Source organism: Streptomyces sp. NPDC017993, from assembly GCF_044328065.1.
Classification (GTDB): domain Bacteria; phylum Actinomycetota; class Actinomycetes; order Streptomycetales; family Streptomycetaceae; genus Streptomyces.
The window spans coordinates 151548-170029 of sequence record NZ_JBIRGO010000003.1 but is presented as its reverse complement, the minus strand read 5'-3'; the positions used below and the strand labels follow the sequence as shown (position 1 = coordinate 170029).

The window sequence follows — 18482 nt, the reverse complement described above, 5'->3', positions numbered from 1 at the left end:
AGCCCGCCCCGAAGGCTCAGGCCCCTGCCCCGCAGGCCGCACCGCAGCCCAAGTCGGACGCCCCCAGCAAGATCGGCGTCGCACAGAACACCCAGTGCAAGTCGCACGACCTGAACGTCAACATCCTCGGCCAGGTCGGGCTGCTGAACGGCGCGTTGGGCAACGCGCTCAACGGTGAAGGCTCGCCGGGCGCCCAGCGCGGCAGCCAGGGCTCGAAGATGGGCTGCGACAACGCCGCCCTCAACAAGTAACGGGGACGGGTTCTGGTGTCCGAGCCTCACGCTCGGACACCAGCGCCTGTTTTCGGCATTTTCCAGCCCGGGCGAGGACCGCTTCGCGGCCATGGTCGCCCGGGCATCAATCACAAAGGACGCAGCACATGTTCAGTCGGAAGAAGATCGCAGCCGTCACCGCGCTCCTGGGCGGCCTCGCCGTGACCGGCGCCGTCGCCCCCCAGACGCACGCCGCCGAAGCCCCGGGCGAATGCACTCGCGACGTCCAACTCAACAAGGTCTGCGCCAAGAAGAGCGAGACCACCTACACCACCAAGGACGGCAAGGTCGTCATCAAGCAGAAGCAGAAGTGCTCGACGGAGTCCCGGCAGCGCACGGCGATGCCCGAAACCGGCCTGCTGAACAAGCAGAACACGAAGATCGGGCCTGAGGTGAGCTGCTCCAACAAGGTGCCGCCGCTCAAGGGCTTCAAGGCGCCTCGCATCGAGTTCTGAGCCGCACGCATTGATGGCCGGGCCGGGTCGACCCTGAGCCCGGCTCCAGTGCTTGATGCCACGGAGCGCAGCCCCGACCGGCCGGCTATCCCCCAATCGGCCACCGCGCCAGTGCGATTGCCTGGCCCGCGGGCGCATAGGCCCTCACCGACAGCTCCACCCGGTAGGCACCGCCAACGGCACTACGCCTACAGCCCGTACGGCGCTGGAACGGTCCCTCGCGCACACCAGCGCGCCCGCCCGGATGAAGCGCCCACGTGGAAGCCCGGCCTCATCGCCCCGACGCACCCATGAACCGGGCGCACGCGCGACGCTGGGCGCGCCGGTTCCATCCTTGGGTCTTGGGATACGGGGCAGGGTCGATCGTCGACCATCGCCATCCCTCCGGATGAATGCCCCACGCCAGGGCCGCCTGGACCCCAACTGCCCGCGTTCGACAAGGCGGCCGGGATCGGTAAGGCACAGGGACTGAGGGGACAGGTGCAGGGAGGGGACTTCAACCCTTACGAATCCGGGCGCCGGCCGCCAGGACTGCCAACAGGTTGCAGCCGATGGGTCGAACGGAGCCAATCCTCACCCGGTCCCGGCCCCGGCCCCGGCCTCTCTCGTGCCCAACCATCGTCGACCGGGGCCGAAATGTGGACCGCCCGGCGGCCACGGCCCCTCCCGGCGTCTCGGGCGCGACGGTCGGCGCCGCTGCCCAGGAAGGCCACCTTTTTTCAGGCCACCTCCTCGGCACGAACCGCCACTGGGTGCGGCCCCGCCCCGGCCTGCCGAGTGACAGATACGAGCGCGAAGAGCCCCCAGCACGCCAGAAGGCAAGCCAACTTGGCGCAGAACGCCCCTGGTGACGCGGGCATTCACCAAGGCTCCAGTAGGCGACCCGATGCGACAGACACCCGGGCAGTCGGAAGTCGCCCGGCAATCCCTCAGACGGGGCCCGGACATCACGATCGCCCCTCTACGGACGAAGGGGCCCAAAGAGCGCTAGCCACCCCACTCATGTCGGACAGGACACGAATGAGCAGGGTCGCCAGAGCCTATTGACTAATTGGCGCGCTGAGGCCTGCCGCATCTCACGGAAGAAGTTTCTGGGGGAATCTCGCATTCGCAGCCGGATGCGAATCAAATGCCCGCGATGTGGTCGCCCGGCCTACGGAAGTCCCTACCGCCCGGGCGGAAAATAATCGACTTCTCCCCGGTGTCCGCCGGCGGGACGGATGCCCGCGCGCTGAGCGAAATTCTTCGGAAGCCGCGCCAACGGACCACCACCCCAATTACCAATCGGCCCGAAGACATGAATGAGTTCCGGCGCCCGGCCACCTGGCCGGACACCGGAACTCTTTTCTGCTTACTTGCCGAAGGCGCTGTTGTCGCAGCCGACGGTCGACCCGAGGTGGGTCTTCTGCGCGCCCGGCGAACCCTCACCGTTCAGCAGGTTGCCGCCCAGGCCGTTGGCGATGCCGACCTCGCCCAGGACGTCCAGGTTGGTGTCGTGCGAGGTGCACGAGGCGCTCTGCTTGATGTCGAAGTGCCCGGCAGGCCCGCCGTCCGCGATCGCGGTGCCGACGCCGAGGAGGCTGACGCTGCCGAGGAAAGCGGCCACGGCAACGGCCTTGTGAAGCTTGCGCATTTCATCTCCGGTGGTTGAGCTGTGCGTTCTGTGATGTACCGACTTCGTACAGTCAGGGAGGCTAATGCGAAATGAGCTGAAGTGGCCGACCGACGCGCCGGGTTGTAGAGTATCGAATTTCGAATCTGGCTAGCTTTCGAGGCGGTTCAGGGCGAGCACAGGCCAGAACAGACACAGCGCCTGCGGTGCGCGTCACCTGTTCGGCCGCACGCCACCGAATTGTTCGGCACCGCATCGCCTGCACGCAGCTTGCATCACGGCAAAGCGTTCACCTTGCGGCCGTTGACGCCGGCGATCCAGGCTCTTACGCCAGCATCGCCGCGAGCGAGCCACAAGCGCTCCTCCCCCTCGCACGGGCCGGAGAGTCAGCCCCTCGGGGAGTAAGCGGGTCAGCGAACTACACTCCGCCCGATCTTTACCTCGGTCCGCAATTCGCAAAACCCCGTGCCTTAAGGCCAGAAGATCAACAGGTCTCGCACCCCCACCCAGTGGGAAGGTAGCTTCAGCACACAATAGAGCCGCCTTGCCCACCAGTTGACGCGTGACCAAATGCCGCTTCAAGTACCCGTCGACGGCAACGCCACCCGCGACCTCACGGAACACGGCGAAAGCCGCACCGAAAGGCGGGCGGACACCGAGCACCGTCACCGCGGATCAGCTGCCGACCCAACTCCAATACGCAACACGGATTGCGCAGCACCACCATCTGCCCTCCCGCGATCAGGTGACCGCCTCGCGTGGACGACGACGCCTACCGGGCACGAATGCAAGGGTGGGGCGCAAGCAGAATTCCCACTCCAAGTAATGAAACAGGAGCCGCTATGCGCCGCACCCTCGCCACCCTCCTGGGAGCCTTCGCTCTCGCCGGGGCCCTCTCCTTCCCCGCCCACGCCGATACTCCCGGCCTGGGCGTCGCCGGAGTCCTCGGCGATCCCGTGAAGGCCGCCTCCGGCGTCGGGCCCCTGCAAGTCGGCCAGCTGCCATTGGATGCGCTTCTCGGCTGAAGCTGATCAGCTCGTCCGTCCAGGACAACCGACACGGGTCGCAATCCACCGAGGCCAGGTGGGGCAACGACAACTCCGCGCGCGGCAGGGCGAAAGCGCAAAGGTCAGGACCACGACAGGCCCATCGGGCTTCCTTGCGCGAGGCGTTCGAGAAGACGCTCCCAGCCTGACTCCGCCCGGTGTGATGACCACCAGGAGCATCTCTCCATAAAAACAGACTTAGCGTCACTCTTCGGCCTCGTAAACGCAGATATCAAGCCGAAGGAGTGATCGAAATGCCTGAATCAGAGCTTTCCTCCTCGGTGCTCGTTATGTCTGTGCGGTCGTGGATGTGACCGCACCGTCAAGGAGGAGTCACGTGATCAAGAAGGTCATCGCCGCTTCGGTTGCCACCGGCGGCCTGCTGCTCGCGAGCGCGGGAGTGTCTGTTGCCGACGCCGATGCCCACGGGGCCGCCGTCGGTTCTCCCGGCGTCCTGTCCGGCAACCAGATCCAGGCGCCCGTAGATATCCCGGTCAACGTGTGCGGCAACACGGTGGATGTGGTCGGAGCGCTCAATCCCGCCTTCGGCAACGACTGCGTCAACAAGTCCAAGAAGCCGCCGGTGCACCACCACAAAGTGAAGGAGCACAAGCCGAAGGAGCGCCAGCAGACGCCGCCGAAGCCGGTCGTTGCTCCCAAGCCCGTGAACCACCCGCACAGTGCGCCTGCTGTTAAGCCCGCGCTGGCGAAGACCGGTGGCGAGGGAACCGCCCTGGCGATTGCAGCCAGCGCCGGACTCCTGGCGGGTGGCATCCTGCTCTACCGTCGGGGTCGCGAGGCTGCCGCACGCGGCTGAACGTAAGAGCGACAACTGCCTTCGGCAGCGCGGATGGTCAGGGCGGGGCACCATGCAGAGCGTGGTGCCCCGCCCGACACTGACAGGGTCAAGTGCCGGTGCACGGAGGGGGAACGGCGCAATCGCTGGACCGGTGTCCCAGGGCCGTGCCGCAACTGCGTTGAGCCATTGGTGCGGGACCGGGCCTCCGCCCCTGCCCCGAAGCCACGAATGTCATAGGCATTGGCCCCGTCGCTCCGCCGAAGTCGCCGTGGACGTCATAGCGAGTCGGCCTCGGAAACGAAGCCGGACAACGTCGACGAGAGCGGCGATCTGTCGCCGTTGGCTCAGGCCCTCGGCCGCTGCGGTGAAAGCACCAGAGTGACGAACACACTGGGCCGTCTACCTCGGTTCAACACCCGAGGCGGGCGGCTTCTTCATTCCTAAAGCCCGCAACCACGCCTCCTCCTTGGCGGGCGCAGCTGGCAGGTGACGTTCATCGACTGGACTCGCAAACGGCCTTCGTCGAGCCGGCCGATGGTGACGGCGTCGCCAAGTGGACCAATGGCTCGCTCGCCGGGCTCTCCCATGCCCTCACGCGCGCGATGCGAGAAGTCCTCCTGGGAGCCGACCCAACCGTGTCGCTCACACGACGGGCTGCGGTGTGCCTCGCCGCGTGGCGGGAGGAAGAAGCTCCTGACATTGTGTATACGGGTGGCACTCTGGCGGCGCGGCAGGGCAACGATGTGCGCTGGTGGACCTGGGCCGGTTACCGCGCGAACGCGACACTCGCGGCAACGCTGCAGTCGATCGCCGACCCCGTGCAGCGGCCGACGGACTGCTACGTGCGCCTGAGGGAGGACCTGACCCCCGCCATGTGGCGTGCGAGCCATGATGCGGCCGACGGCGGTGCAGCGCTCGTGCTGCCGGACGTCGACCGCCGCGCCGTGCAAAGGCTCAAATTCTCCGCAGCCTTACCCGAGCGGCTCACGGTGGCGTCCGTCACCGCCAAGCTCGCCGACTTCGACGGAGCGCGTGCGGCTCTTGAAGAGACAGCGCGGTTCCTCAGCGGCACCACCTGATAAATCGTCATGAGTGCACCAGAATGGCGTCATATCGCCGGTAGCGCCCACAACGCAGAACATGCACGCGAACTGAACCCGCAGTTCAGAACCGCTTTCCCGCAGATTCAAGGATCGCCGCACTCTCCACACGATGCTTCGTCAAGAAGGATTTGAGAGAGGAAGTCTGCGGCGACACCACAGTCAGAGCTCCATGCCATCAACGTGAAGAGGCCGCATGCGTTGGAGGAGCGTCACCAGTGCCGAAGTACGAGACGGCTGCCCAGCTCTGAGTACGTGATCCGCGTCCTGTTCTAGGATGACTAAACCATCTCAGCGGCCCGACGGGCTTCCGCTCCACGTCTGTGGAACAGCAAGGACATGCCCCCACCCGCACGAGCCACTTCGTGCTGCCTGGGGGCATTTCCTTGCTGTTCCGTGAGTCCGCGGCGTCGTTGGCCACTCGCACACACGTCGAAGGCCAGCTGGCGCAGCTTCTTACTGAGAACTTCCTGCACAAACACCGTCACGGGCCCCAGCCGGCGGAGGTGCGCTCCTGGGAGCGCAGCATCCCCGCGCTGACCAATGCGCTGATCGAAGCTGGGCTCGGTGAAGTCGAGATGCTGCTGGAGTACGGGCTGCCGCTGACCAGCAAACGCGCGGACGTGATACTGGCGGGCGTTCATCCGAGCACCGGAGAGCCCTCGTACGTGGTGGTCGAGCTGAAGCAGTGGAGCGAGGCATACCCGGAGGAGAACGATCCGCTGCTGTGCCGCATCGACGCCTACCCCGATCCGGTCCTCAACCCGATCGAGCAGGTGCGCGGCTACTGCGACTACCTGGTCTCGTTCAACGGAGCGTTGGAACGGGTCCCGGAGTCGATCGCGGGGGTCGCCTACCTGCACAACGCGACCGACTTCGGGGTGGCGGGGCTCCGCGCTGTTGCGGAGGACGATCGGGGCCGGATGTTCACCGGCGACCAGCGCGGTGCCTTCCTCGGCTACCTGCGTTCCAGGCTGGCGGCGAAGCCGGGTGCCGACGCAGCCGACGCCCTGCTGCAGGGCAAAGTCCGGCCGTCGCGGCAACTGATGGCCGTTGCCGCCGAAGAAGTGCGCAACCGAGAGCAGTTCGTGCTGCTGGACGAACAGCGGCTCGCCTACGAAACGGTCATGTCGGCAGTCCGACAGGCCCGGCGGTCCAACCGCAAGCAGGTCGTCGTCGTGGCCGGCGGCCCGGGCTCCGGCAAGAGCGTGATCGCCCTCTCCCTATTGGGCGATCTCTATCGGCGCGGGGTGCCCGCCCTGCACGCCACCGGTTCGCAGTCCTTCACCAAGACGATGCGCAAGGTCGCCGGTGCCCGCAAGCCCGAGGTCCAGCGGCTCTTCCGCTATTTCAACAGCTTCATGGAGGCCGAAGCGAACGACCTCGACGTGCTGGTCTGCGACGAAGCGCACCGGCTCCGCAAGACCTCCGCCAACCGCTACACCAAGGCGGCTCTGCGTACCGGCCGGCCACAGGTGGCTGAGCTGATGGACGCCGCTCGGGTTCCCGTGTTCCTGCTGGACCAGCACCAGGTGGTGCGTCCGGGCGAGATGGGAACCGTGGAACAGATCCAGGCGGCTGCGGCCGAACAGGATCTGGACTGCACGGTGGTGCGGCTCGACAGTCAATTCCGCTGTGGTGGCAGCGACGCCTACCTGCGGTGGGTGGTCGACCTGCTGGGACTCGAAGGCAACGCGCCCACCGTGTGGGAGCCGGACGACAAGGTACGGCTTCTGACCGTCGACAGCCCGCAGGAACTCGAGGACCTCCTGGCCGCCCGACGGGCCCTGGGCTTCGGCGCGCGCATGTCCGCGGGCTACTGCTGGAAGTGGACGACGAAGATCACTTCCAGCATGCACACCCTGCCCAGCGATGTGGTCATCGGCGACTGGGCAAGACCGTGGAACCTCTTCGGTGACCGCGCCCTCCTCGGCGCCCCACCGGCCCCACTCTGGGCCACCGACCCCGCTGGGTTCGGACAGATCGGGTGCGTCTACACCGCGCAGGGCTTCGAGTACGACTGGTCCGGCGTGATCATGGGCCCGGACCTCGTCTGGCGTACGGACCGATGGGTGGTGGACCGCAGTGCCTCCAGGGACCCATCCTTCACCAAGGCCACTCCGGACGACGACGTCGACCGCCTCGTCCGCAACACCTACAAGGTGCTGCTGACCCGGGGCATGATAGGCACGATCGTCTACTCGACGGACCCTGAAACCCGCGAGAGACTCCGCTCACTGATCCCTCCAGTGCTCTAGCCCTCGGCAGCCGACCGAAGTCATGCCTGCACCGTCCAGGCGCGTGCCACCGCGAAATCCACGTCCCCGGAGCCGACTCACGAGATAGCATGATCGCGCTGCGCACCTTCCCGGAGGGTGCGAGGCTGCGGTTCCTGAGCTCGCCCCAATGAGCTGCGGATGACGAATGGTTGTGCCCGTCGTGTGGTGACACGCGACGTGAGCGTGGATGCCCGGTAGGGCGTCCCCCTGCCATTCCGATCTCACTACTTGGAGTGGCCATGACCTCGGTCGAGTACAAGCCTGCGCGTCGTGAACGGATCCGTTCGATCCTGATCGAGATCGCTGCCGCAGTCGTCTCCAACCTTCTGGTGACGGCGCTGGGGGCGGTTGCAAGTCTGCTCTTCTAGCGCAGACCGGTGGCGGGCCCGGTGAGCCCGCCACCGCACTCGTGCAACAGCGCTAGTCAGAACAGCCGCAGATCAGGTGCCTGCGAACCCGCACCCTTCCTGCGCCTTCCCTTCCCCCGTCCTCTGCCCGGCCGAGGAAGGTGCGGCTTGCGCGCCTCCACCGGCAAGTTCTCCCAAGTGGGGCGCAGTCCGTGGATCTCGACCTTGCCGACGAGTTCCTTGAGGTAGTCCCGGGTCTCCTTGTCCGTGGAATAGAGGACCGTGGCGCGGCTGGCCCGGGTCATCAGCACGTGATACGCGTGCCGTACAAGCCGTTCGAATCCCTCGTCGTCGACGCTGCCGGCTTTCACCTTCGGATCGAACGAACCCGGCTCGGCGACCCTCTTGATGCCCGGCTCGGCTGTCTTGCGTTCCTTGCCCCGTCGGAACACCCACCGGTCATCACGGCGCACCATGTCCTCACCCATGATCACACCGCACCAGTCCCATTCGAGGCCCTGCGCGGTGTACACACACCCGATCTGGCCGAGGCCGTTCTCATGCACGGACCAGATCTTCGATGGCGGCGCCTCGTCCTCGCAGAAGCTTTCGCTGTCCGCGTTCCACGGCCGGTGCCACTCACCGATGCGGACGTCGGCCTCCAGCCGTCGCTCGTCGCCGAGCGGCTTCGTCCACGGCCAGCAGTAGCCGGCGACCATACGCGCGGACGCACCGGCAAGTGCTTCCGTGCGAATGATCTGTTCGAGCTCCTCCGGGGTGTCCGCTACTTCGATGTGCATCAGTCCGTCCGGTCGCCACTTACCGGGCTCCTCGTCCGTCACATCGAGCAACGCCCTTACCCAGTGAACGTAAGCGGCACTGCCACCGCACCGGAATTGTTCCCGCAGCTTGTACGGAACGATTCGGGCGTCGTGTCGTTCGGCCGCGTCCTTGATCAGATCAACGGTACCGACCTCGTTCGGTCGCACGGACTGGCCCTCATCCAGGAAGAACACCGTCAGGCGGGAAGCCGCGAGGAGTTCGTCCACCTGTGGGCCGGTGCCCCAGTCCTCGGGTTTCCAGAATCGGTTGGTCGACCGGTCCCGGAGACGATGTGCCTCGTCGCAGATCAGCACGTCCAAGAGCGGGTCAGGCGGGGTGACGAAGTTACTGAAGTAGGTGAACGTCTCCCTGAACTGCCGATCTCCGTAACCGACATGCTCTTGAAGGGCGCCGTTGAAGGCTCGGCTGCCGCTGGCGTAGTTGACCGTACGGCCTTGGGCCTCCAGCTCTGCCTTGATCTGCAGGCCGATCGCGCTCTTCCCGGTTCCTGCGCCACCGGTCACGAGGAAGATCACGCGCCGCTCGTCCGACACCAAGGCGGGATGCCGGGGGTCCGGAAGGACCTTCGAAGCGGTCTCCAGCACTTGGTCGGCGACCTCCTTCTGGCGCCCGCGCAGGGTGAAGACCGTGTCGGCTCCTCGGGACCAGATCATGGCGTCGAGCAGCGGGGTGTTGCGCAGGCCCATGCTCTGCAGCATCCTCTCGGCCTCGGAGGCTGCGCCTTCCTCGGCGAAGTTCCTCCTAAGGTCGGACAGCAGCTGCTCTCGTCGATCGCTCGTGTATATGCGGGCGTAGGAGCCTGTCGGTGCGTCCACGTCGATCAGGGCCCGCACGGAATCGTCGGTGGCATTGTGCAGGTAGGCGAAGCCGCCACATTCGAAGTCGGCACCCTGAAACGGGCCACGAGCGCTCGTGAACGCCTCGTAATATGCGCCCAATTGCAGCGCCGGGTGCTTCTTCTCCTCTTTGATGCCGGGCACGTGCAACAGATCTGCGGTCGCCCGTTCCACCCGGCTCACCGTCGACCAACGCTTCAACTCGACCAACTGCACAGAGGGAACGTGACGTTTCGGATGACGTCCCACCAGAACAACGTCGATGAGGCGGGGGTCACCAGGGCAGATCGCCTCGTCGAGCGTGGCAGCACACTCGACGATCATCTCCACGTTCCCGCGTCCCGCCGCGACCAGGTCGTTCGCGAGGCTCACCAGACTCTCCGCCCATGCAGAACGCTCCGACACCGAGGCGTCTGCTCCCCGCAAGTACCGCCACCGGGCAGCAAGGTGCGGCACCATCCGATCACGCAAATCGAGAGTGAGCAGATCCTGCGCCGATAGCTTCAGCAGGAGCATGGACACGAGATGGTCCCCCAGGGCACGAGTGACTCGTGCGGGTGGGGGCATGTCCTGTTCAGGAAGCCCGTCGGGCCGCAATTCGGTTGTGGTGAGCTTAGGTAAGGCCCGGCCTGACGAAAAATATCACCAAGGTATCGGCCGGAACTGCGGCGATCATGGCTGGATCACGACGCACGGATCACGAAGGACCGTCTCTGGGCCCGGCGCCGCCGCGGCCCTCCTTGGAGGCGCCGACCATCATTTGGCTCAGGCATCCGCGCGCACTGGCTTCAGGATCGCCGTGCATCGAGACAACCCGTCCTCGGAAGGAAATAGAAGGGAAACACATCGAAGGAGCCTCCAAGCCACCGCCTGGGGTACAGCTACCAAGCTGGCTCAGGAGTGCATCGTGTGCGGGGCGGACACTGGTGCAAGTGTGTGAACCTGACGGCTCGTTCCCATGGTTAAGCACATGGCGCACCGATCGAGATGAATCGCACAGGTTCGCCCACGGCGTCCGCAGGCCTCAAGCCGCCGAAGCGTCGCTTCCGCGAGCTCGCCGGCAGTGCCTCTGCGAACTTCAGGCCTCGTACCGCCCGCTCATCGGCCGCGGGAGAACAGAGCCGGCCCGCTGCACCTGCAGGGCCGACTCGTTCCGGACAACGGCGCCACGCCACGGGCCCCGACCTGCCGCTTCGACTACCTGACGCGCCATCAAGGTGAGCTTAAAGGGCGTCATTTCAAGACATCGCCCGTAGCACTCACACCGCCCCTGAGGCACGGCCGACAAACCCGGCTCAGGCGCCCTTCCCCGCCTTCTCCAAGATCGCCACGCACTCCACATGATGCGTCATCGGAAACAGATCGAACGCCCGCATCCGCCGCGGCGCATACCCCGCCTCGGCGAAGTACTTCAGGTCGCGGGCCAGGGCTGCCGGGTCGCAGGCGACGTAGGCGATGCGGCGGGGGGTGAGGGAGGCGAGGTGGGTGACGGTTTTCTTGCCGGCGCCGGCTCGGGGCGGGTCGAGGACGATGAGGTCGACGTCGTCGATGCCGGTGCGGGGGAGGATCTGGTCGACCTTGCCGTGTTCGATGCGGACGCGGTCGAGGTCCTGGAGGTTGTGGCGGGCGTCCTCGACGGCGCGCTTGCCGGATTCGATGCCGAGGACGGCGCCCTTGTCGCCGACGCGTTCGGCGAGTGCTCCGGCGAAGAGGCCGACGCCGCAGTAGAGGTCGAGGGCCATGTCGCCCTTCTTCGGCATCAGGCCCTGCATGACGGCTTCGACGAGGAGGTCGGCGGCCTTCGGGTGGATCTGCCAGAAGCCGCCGTTGCCGACGCGCCAGGTGCGGTCGGCGGCGCGCTCGCGGACGAAGGGACGGCCGTGGACGCGGTGGACCTGTTCGTCCTTCTCGCCGATGCGCATGACGGAGACGGGCTTGTCGAGTTCGACGATCGGCAGGCGGCCGCCGGGCTTGGGGGTGAGGATGACCTGGCGGTCGTGGGAGCCGGTGGCGGCGATGGCCTCGACGGTGGCGATCTGGGGCCAGGAGCGGGACTCGATGCCGAGTTCGGAGACGCCGGGGGCGGCGATCATGCAGTGGGTGACCGGCTCGACGTCGTGGGAGCGGTGCTTGCGCAGACCGGCGCGGCCCTCGTCGTCGATGGCGTACTGGACTCGGGTGCGCCAGGCAGGTACCTCGCCCTTGGCGACCTTGTCTCCCGGGGCGGGCTCGACGGTGCCGTCCCAGCGGGCTTCCTCCGGGGTCAGGCCGGCCAGCCGCTCCAGCTGCTCGGCGATGACGGAGCCCTTGAAGCGGCGCTGGGCGCCGGGCGCGGCGTGCTGCCAGTCGCAGCCGCCGCACTTGCCGGGGCCGGAGAACGGGCAGGGCGCCTCGACGCGGTCCTTGGAGGCGGTGTGGATCTCGACGGCGTCGGCGCGCAGGAAGCGGGCGCCCTCCTCGCCGTCGGTGATGCGGGCGGTGACCCGCTCGCCGGGGAGGGTGTGGCGTACGAAGAGGACCTGGCCTTCTTCGGTACGGGCGATGCAGTGGCCGCCGTGGGCGACCGGGCCGACCTCGACCTCGTACTCCTCGCCGACCAGCGACTTCTTCGGTTCTGTCTGCATGGCGGCGGAGCTCCTGAGGTGGGGTGGTGCGGCGGGGCCGCGACCGGGGGTACGGCGGGACAACAGCCTTCAAGTCTACGTGCCGTTGTCCGGTGCCCGTGCCGTGCGGCGAAGGGCGGGGCGGGGCCGCCGGCGGCGGGCCGGGAACGGCTCAGCGGCGGGCGCCGGGAGGGCGTCCGCCGCTGAGGGGGACACGCAGCCGCCGCTTCGGGAGCGGCGACGGGCGACCGCCGGTGGTGGCGGTCGCGGGGCGGCTACTTCTTCGTGGCCGCCTTCTCCTTCTTCGGCTGGCTGACCGGTCCGCGGCGCACCGCGCCCGGAGCGTTCCAGTCCGCGCGCTTGCGGGCCCGCTTCTTGGCGGCTTCGGAGGAGTCCAGCTGCCAGGGCACGGACGTCACCATCACACCGGGGGTGAACAGCAGCCGGCCCTTCAGGCGCAGGGCGCTCTGGTTGTGCAGGAGGTGTTCGTACCAGTGGCCGACGACGTATTCGGGGATGTAGACCGAGACGACGTCGCGCGGGCTCTCCCGGCGCAGCGACTTGACGTAGTCGATGATCGGCCGGGTGATCTCGCGGTAGGGGGAGGCGAGGACCTTGAGGGGGACCTCCATGCCGCGGCGCTCCCACTCCGCGCGCAGTGCCTTGGTATCGGCCTGGTCGACGTCCACGCTGACCGCTTCGAGGGTGTCCGAGCGCATCAGCTTGGCGTAGTTCACGGCGCGCAGGGTGGGCTTGTGGACCTTGGAGACCAGGACGATGGAGTGCACCCGGGAGGGGCGTACGACCTCGTCGGGGGAATCCTCGGCGGCGATCTCGTCGGAGACCCGGTCGTAGTGCCGGCGGATGGCGCTCATCGTGACGAAGAAGATGACCATGCCGAGCAGGGCCACCCAGGCGCCGTGGGTGAACTTCGTCAGCAGGACGACGACGAGGACCAGGGCGGTGAAGGTAGCGCCGAAGGCGTTGATGGCGCGCGAGCGGTGCATGCGGCGGCGCTTGGCCGGGTCCTTCTCGGTCAGCAGGTGGCGGTTCCAGTGACGGACCATGCCGATCTGGCTGAGGGTGAAGGAGACGAAGACGCCGACGATGTAGAGCTGGATCAGCCGGGTGGAGTCCGCGCCGTAGATGTAGACGAGGACGGCGGCGGCGCCGGCGAGCAGCACGATGCCGTTGGAGAAGGCCAGCCGGTCGCCGCGGGTGTGCAGCTGGCGCGGCAGGTAGCGGTCCTGGGCCAGGATCGAGCCGAGCAGCGGGAAGCCGTTGTACGCGGTATTGGCGGCCAGGAACAGGACCAGCGCGGTGGCGGCGGCAAGGACCACGAAGAGGAACGAGCCGCTGCCGAAGACCGCGGCCGCGACCTGGGAGATCACCGGGTCCTGGGTGAAGCCGGCGCCGACGGGGGTGCCGTTGTGCAGCAGGTCCTTGGCCGGGCTCTCCGCCATCTTCACGTCGGTGGCCATGGCCAGGCCGATGATGCCGCAGAACATGGTGACGGCCAGGCCGCCCATGAGCGCGAGGGTGGTCGCGGCGTTCTTCGACTTCGGCTTGCGGAAGGCGGGGACGCCGTTGCTGATCGCCTCGACGCCGGTGAGCGCGGCACAGCCGGAGGAGAACGCCCGCAGCAGCAGGAAGACCAGCGCGAAGCCGGCCAGGCCGCCCTGTTCGGCGTGGATGGTGTAGTCGGCGGTGGGGGCCTTCATCGTGTCGCCCATGACCAGGCCGCGGACCGCGCCCCACATGATCATGATGAAGACGCCGGCGACGAACACATACGTCGGGATCGCGAAGAGCTTGCCCGACTCCTTGACGCCCCGCAGGTTCATCAAGGTCAGCAGGATGATCGTGCCGACCGCGCAGAGCGTCTTGTGCTCGACGACGAAGGGGATCGCCGAGCCGAGGTTCTCCACTCCGGAGGAGATGGAGACCGCGACGGTCAGTACGTAGTCGACCAGCAGGGCGCTGGCCACGGTGAGGCCGGCCTTGGGGCCGAGGTTGGTGTTGGCGACCTCGTAGTCGCCGCCACCGCTCGGGTAGGCGTGCACGTTCTGCCGGTACGACGCCACGACGGTGAACATCAGCACGACGACCGCGACCGCGATCCAGGGGCTGAAGTGGTACGCCGACACACCCGCAACGGACAGGACGAGCAGCACCTCACCCGGCGCGTAGGCCACGGAGGAGAGCGGGTCGGAGGCGAAAACGGGGAGCGCGATGCGCTTGGGAAGAAGGGTCTCCCCCAGCTTGTCGCTGCGCAGCGCGCGCCCGATCAGGATCCGTTTGGGCACGTCGGTCAGTTTGGACACGCAGAGGATGCTAAGCCTTCGTCAAGGGTGGCGCCCACCCGCCACCCGCATGGGGGTCGGAGCGGCGCGGGAGGCGCACATCCGGCCTGCTCCGCGCCCACGGGAGCGCCCCAATCTGCACACGATCAGCACGTCAGGCCCGCACGGCAGCACATTCTGCCGGTGGATACGGGTCCGCCCGGGCCGGGCGGGCGACGTGGCGCTTTTCACGCGGGGCGCCGAAGGTGCAGCTCAGCAGCGGATCACCGCCCCGGCAGCCCGGCCGGTGGGGGTGTCGTCGTGCACATCCTCACCCCCGTCGAGGGTGTGCCCGCCGACACCTCCGATGCCGGCCGGGAGCCGGTGTCGGTGACGATCAGCAGCACGGAGCGCAACGGCGCCGCCCGCAGGCCGACACGGCCGGAGGGACCTCGTCCGTGGCGGTCACGCAGGGGCTGTACCGCCGTTGACGTGCTGCTTTGTCGATGTGCTGATCCTGCCGTCACAGCGGGGGCGCGCACATTGCAAGAACCCGGCAGTCTTAACGCACCTTTGATGTCCTGCTCCCGACCAAGGTGCCGTCGGGGTGGCCCCACAGGCCCGCGCCGCCGCCCCACTAGAGCGGCTTGTCGGGCCAGTCCAGCACTTGCGCGCCCAGGGCAGCGGTTTCCAGGGTGAAGCGCTGTAGGCCGTCTGCCGGGTCGTAGCCCGTGAGGATCTTGATGCGGTCCAGGCGGTAGGACAGGGTGCGCACGCTCACCTTGAGGCGGCGGGCCGCCTCGGCGTTGACGTAGCCGGCCGCGGCGCACGCTCGCAGCGTCTCCAGCAGCGGCCCCGCCCCGCCGCGGCCCTGGGTCAGCGGCCCCAGCACGGTCCGTACGAGATCGGCCATGGCGGCGCGGTCGCGCAGCAGCACCGGGAAGACCAGCAGATCCGCGGCGCGCAGTACCGGCTCGGTCAGCTCCAGTTGCTCGGCCAGTTCCAGGGCGGACAGTGCCTCTTCATAGGAGCGCACCACACCGCCGGCACCGGAGTGCGGCCTGCCGATGGCCACGCGGCGGGCGCCCCGCTGCCGCCCGTCGACGCGCTGCGCGCCGGCGGCAAAGGCGTCCAGGAGACTGTGCTCGCTGCTCGCACCGACGCAGATCAGCCGGCCTCCCTTCGTGGTGATCAGCACATCGCGGTCGCCGAAGCGGCCGATGAGTTCGCGCTCCACCCGCCGGGCGACGGGGTGCACGTCGTCGAACGGCTCGTCGCCCTCGGCCACCGCGACGGCGTGCTCATGGGCCAGCCGCAGCCCGAAGCGTTCCGCGCGCTCGGCCAGCCGGCCCAGGTCGCTGCGCCCGTACAGCAGATCGTCGACAAACTCGCGCCGGGCGGCCTCCTCCTGACGCACCGCCAGCCGCTGCGCGCGCTCGTGGCCCTCGCCGAGTGCCGCGATGGCCGCGTCGACGGCGCCCAGCACCGCGTCGCCGGTTCTGGCGTGGTCGGCGGCGCCGGACGCCCGCGCGACGCCCGGCAGGGTGCCCCACGCCCGGCGGGTCTCCCCCAGGAACAGGCTGACCAGTTCGCGCAGGCCGTGGCCGGCCTCGGCGGCCCGCTCGCCCCGGTCACGCAGGTCGTCGAGTTCTGGGCGGCGCGGCAGCCGCCCGGTGAGGGAGACATCGCCGAGGAGCGCGGCGTAGCCCTCGACGAAGTCGGCGGGGAGTGCGGCGGCGGGGCTGTATCGGTTCATCGGACGCCGCCACGCACTGCCGCCGCATCGACCGTCCGCGAGGACCGCCGCGGCGGCCGAAGCCGTTCTCCGTCGTCCGCACCCACCACGTCGCGTACTCCCTCGCACCCTGAAATTGCCGGGTCCCGGCCACCGGGACGGGGTCAATCCTGCCGGATCCCGGCAGCGTGCGGACGCCGGGCCAGCAGATCGCCCATCCCCTTGCGGGTGGCAGCCAGCAGGACCCGGTCCTCCGGACGCAGGACGTAGTCGTCCCCCAGCTCGTGCACGAGGCGCGCGGGCTCACGCTCCTTGCCCTGCGGCGGCGGTACGGGGGAGGTGTTCGGCGCCGGTTCGCCGGCCGCCGAGGTGTCGACCGCCAGCACCCGCAGCCGGCCGGGGCGCAGCACCTGAGCGATGGTGCGGCCCTCCAGCGTGCGCTGGCCGCGCACCTCGACACGGGCGACCAGCAGCACCCGGCGCTCGACCGGGATCGCCCCGAGAATCTGACGTCCCATCATGGCGCCGGCGAAGGCGGGCGCGGCCAGGAAGGAGACGCTGCGACTGCGCGTCAGCGCCCTCGGGTGCGCTGCGCGCAGGGTGCGGTAGACGGCGGTGGCGAAGCGGTCGTCGAACAGCCGCAGTGTGACCCGCAGCCCGGGTTTGACCGACCGCGCGTACAGGGCTGCCTCCAGGTTCGTCGTGTCCTCGCTGGTCAGGGCGAGCAGTGTCCGTGCCCGGTCGACCTTGGCGGCCTCCAGGACGCCTTCCTGGGTGACGTCCCCCAGGACCGTCGGCACGCGCAGCCGACGGGCCAGCGCGACTCCCCTCGCCTCGGGGTCGGACTCGACGCAGACCACCGGGATGCCCATCTCGTGCAGCCGGGCCAGGACGCGGGTGCCGACCTTGCCCAGACCGAGCAGCACCACATGGCCCGACAGACCGCGCGGCGGCCGGCGCAGCGCGGCGGCGCTGCGGAAGGTGCCGAGTCCCTCGAACGCCGCCGCCACCAGCACCGGCAGGAGCAGCAGCCCGGTCAGGCCGGACAGCAGTTGCAGCACCTTGCGTGCGGTGGGCTGGCCGATCGCGGGGTCGTTGATGGCGAAGAGGTCGAGCAGGGAGAGGTAGACGGCGTGCACCGGGTCGTCGCCGGTCGTCAGGGAAGAGGCGACGGCCAGCGCGAGTACCGCGCCGACAACGCCGCCCAGCGACCAGCGCAGCCGACGGGAGAATAACGAGGCGAGTGGTGCGCCCCGGCCCCGCAGCCCGCGGGGACGCACCGGGCGGCCGGTGTAGGACACGGTTTCCAGGACGATGGTGCCGCAGCCGTCGGCGGCCGCGGTCGCCGCGTCGTCCGGCAGCAGCACGGGCCCGTCGTCACCGGCGGCGGAGTTCGGTACCTCCGCGGGGTCGTTGGCCGAGGGGGAGAGCAGCGCCAGGGTGCACAGTCCGGGCCCGCCGGGACGACCGGGCGGCACGGGCATCCGCTCCACGGCGCGCAGCATCAGGCCGTCCGCCTCGATGACCTTGCTGGTGCCGGCGACGGCGGTGGCCGCCAGAGCCGGGGCGACGGTGTCGGCGTCGGAGAGCACCGTGGTGGAGGCGTCGACGCTCTCGGCGTCCTCGGTGCCGAGCGCCGCGACGGCCGCCGCCTGGTCGAGCAGTTCCTCCAGGTGCTGGCCCAGTTTGCGGTTGTAGAGCCGGATGACCAGCCGCAGCCGGGGGTTGAGACGGCGGGCGCGCAGCGCGGCGTGGATATTGGTCTCGTCGTCGTCATAGACGAGTGCCAGTGCACCCGCCTCGGGGACGCCGGCCTCGATCAGCGCGGCGTCGTCGGCCTCCGCCGCCTCCAGGATCCGCAGCGCTTCCTCCGGCGGCTCGTCCTCCTCCTGGGCCGCCTCGGACGGCAGCGGCGAGGGGCGGACCATCGCCGCCGACACCCGCCCTATCAGTGCGGTGGCTCTCCCCAGCCCGCCGCGCGCAGGCGGCGGGATGCGTGGTCGGTGCGGCTCCCGTGCCGAGGGCACGACGAGAGTCACCCGTTCGCGGTAGAGGTCGCGGAGTTCGGCGGCGAGCCGGTGCGCGAGCGCATCGTCACCGCAGATCACCATGTGCGGGGCGGGAGAGCCCTGTTGGGGCTGTTGAGGCAGGTTGGGCACACCTCGTAGCGTGCCTTACCCGCGCACGGCGGCGCAGCCCGGCGCGGGAGAAGCCGGCCACGCCCCTACCGACCGCACCCGACGAGCGCCGACCGCGCCCCCTACCGGGGTCGG

Annotated in this window: 11 protein-coding genes and 3 pseudogenes; 8 read left to right on the top strand and 6 right to left on the bottom strand. The window is 68.6% G+C overall.

What is annotated here, in order from left to right:
- Both ACH4FH_RS06070 and ACH4FH_RS06065 read left to right on the top strand, forming a co-directional pair.
- Positions 1–251 (top strand): annotated as a pseudogene (locus tag ACH4FH_RS06070) (hypothetical protein); the annotation flags it as partial.
- Between the two features lie 128 nt (positions 252–379).
- Positions 380–727: a hypothetical protein gene (locus ACH4FH_RS06065; protein ID WP_398554528.1), complete on the top strand. Its 348-nt coding sequence runs from the start codon at positions 380–382 to the stop codon at positions 725–727.
- Between the two features lie 1351 nt (positions 728–2078).
- On the opposite strand, the gene ACH4FH_RS06060 is transcribed toward ACH4FH_RS06065, so the two are convergent.
- Positions 2079–2360: a hypothetical protein gene (locus ACH4FH_RS06060; RefSeq protein WP_398554527.1), complete on the bottom strand. Its 282-nt coding sequence runs from the start codon at positions 2358–2360 to the stop codon at positions 2079–2081.
- An 821-nt stretch (positions 2361–3181) separates the two neighbouring features.
- On the opposite strand from ACH4FH_RS06060, the gene ACH4FH_RS06055 reads away from it, so the two are divergent.
- The 6 genes and pseudogenes from ACH4FH_RS06055 (at position 3182) to ACH4FH_RS06030 (ending at position 7931) form a co-directional block, all read left to right on the top strand.
- Positions 3182–3364: a hypothetical protein gene (locus ACH4FH_RS06055; protein WP_398554526.1), complete on the top strand. Its 183-nt coding sequence runs from the start codon at positions 3182–3184 to the stop codon at positions 3362–3364.
- Between the two features lie 358 nt (positions 3365–3722).
- Positions 3723–3950: pseudogene (locus ACH4FH_RS06050) on the top strand (chaplin); the annotation flags it as partial.
- 18 nt (positions 3951–3968) lie between these two features.
- On the top strand, positions 3969–4202 hold the full coding sequence (locus tag ACH4FH_RS06045; RefSeq protein WP_398554784.1) for an LPXTG cell wall anchor domain-containing protein: 234 nt from the start codon (positions 3969–3971) through the stop codon (positions 4200–4202).
- A gap of 438 nt (positions 4203–4640) precedes the next feature.
- A pseudogene (locus ACH4FH_RS06040) lies at positions 4641–5263 on the top strand (ATP-dependent helicase); the annotation flags it as partial.
- A gap of 407 nt (positions 5264–5670) precedes the next feature.
- Positions 5671–7542, top strand: coding sequence for a DNA/RNA helicase domain-containing protein (locus ACH4FH_RS06035; protein ID WP_398554525.1), 1872 nt, complete (start codon positions 5671–5673; stop codon positions 7540–7542).
- A gap of 260 nt (positions 7543–7802) precedes the next feature.
- A complete protein-coding gene (locus ACH4FH_RS06030) occupies positions 7803–7931 on the top strand; it encodes a DUF6408 family protein (RefSeq protein ID WP_398554524.1) in 129 nt (42 codons plus the stop codon).
- A gap of 56 nt (positions 7932–7987) precedes the next feature.
- On the opposite strand, the gene ACH4FH_RS06025 is transcribed toward ACH4FH_RS06030, so the two are convergent.
- The 5 genes from ACH4FH_RS06025 to ACH4FH_RS06005 all read right to left on the bottom strand — a co-directional run bounded on the left by ACH4FH_RS06025 (position 7988) and on the right by ACH4FH_RS06005 (position 18320).
- Positions 7988–10105 (bottom strand): DNA/RNA helicase domain-containing protein, encoded by a 2118-nt coding sequence (locus tag ACH4FH_RS06025; protein ID WP_398554523.1) that lies wholly within the window; start codon positions 10103–10105, stop codon positions 7988–7990.
- A gap of 779 nt (positions 10106–10884) precedes the next feature.
- A complete protein-coding gene (locus ACH4FH_RS06020) occupies positions 10885–12213 on the bottom strand; it encodes a class I SAM-dependent RNA methyltransferase (RefSeq protein WP_398554522.1) in 1329 nt (442 codons plus the stop codon).
- 254 nt (positions 12214–12467) lie between these two features.
- Positions 12468–14516 carry an APC family permease gene (locus ACH4FH_RS06015; RefSeq protein WP_398554521.1) on the bottom strand — a complete coding sequence of 683 codons (2049 nt, stop codon included), beginning with the start codon at positions 14514–14516 and terminating at the stop codon, positions 12468–12470.
- A 595-nt stretch (positions 14517–15111) separates the two neighbouring features.
- Positions 15112–16230: a PucR family transcriptional regulator gene (locus tag ACH4FH_RS06010; RefSeq protein WP_398554520.1), complete on the bottom strand. Its 1119-nt coding sequence runs from the start codon at positions 16228–16230 to the stop codon at positions 15112–15114.
- Between the two features lie 143 nt (positions 16231–16373).
- The gene (locus tag ACH4FH_RS06005; RefSeq protein ID WP_398554783.1) at positions 16374–18320 is read right to left on the bottom strand and encodes an NAD-binding protein; all 1947 of its coding nucleotides are present in this window, start codon (positions 18318–18320) and stop codon (positions 16374–16376) included.
- Between the last annotated feature and the right edge of the window lie 162 nt (positions 18321–18482).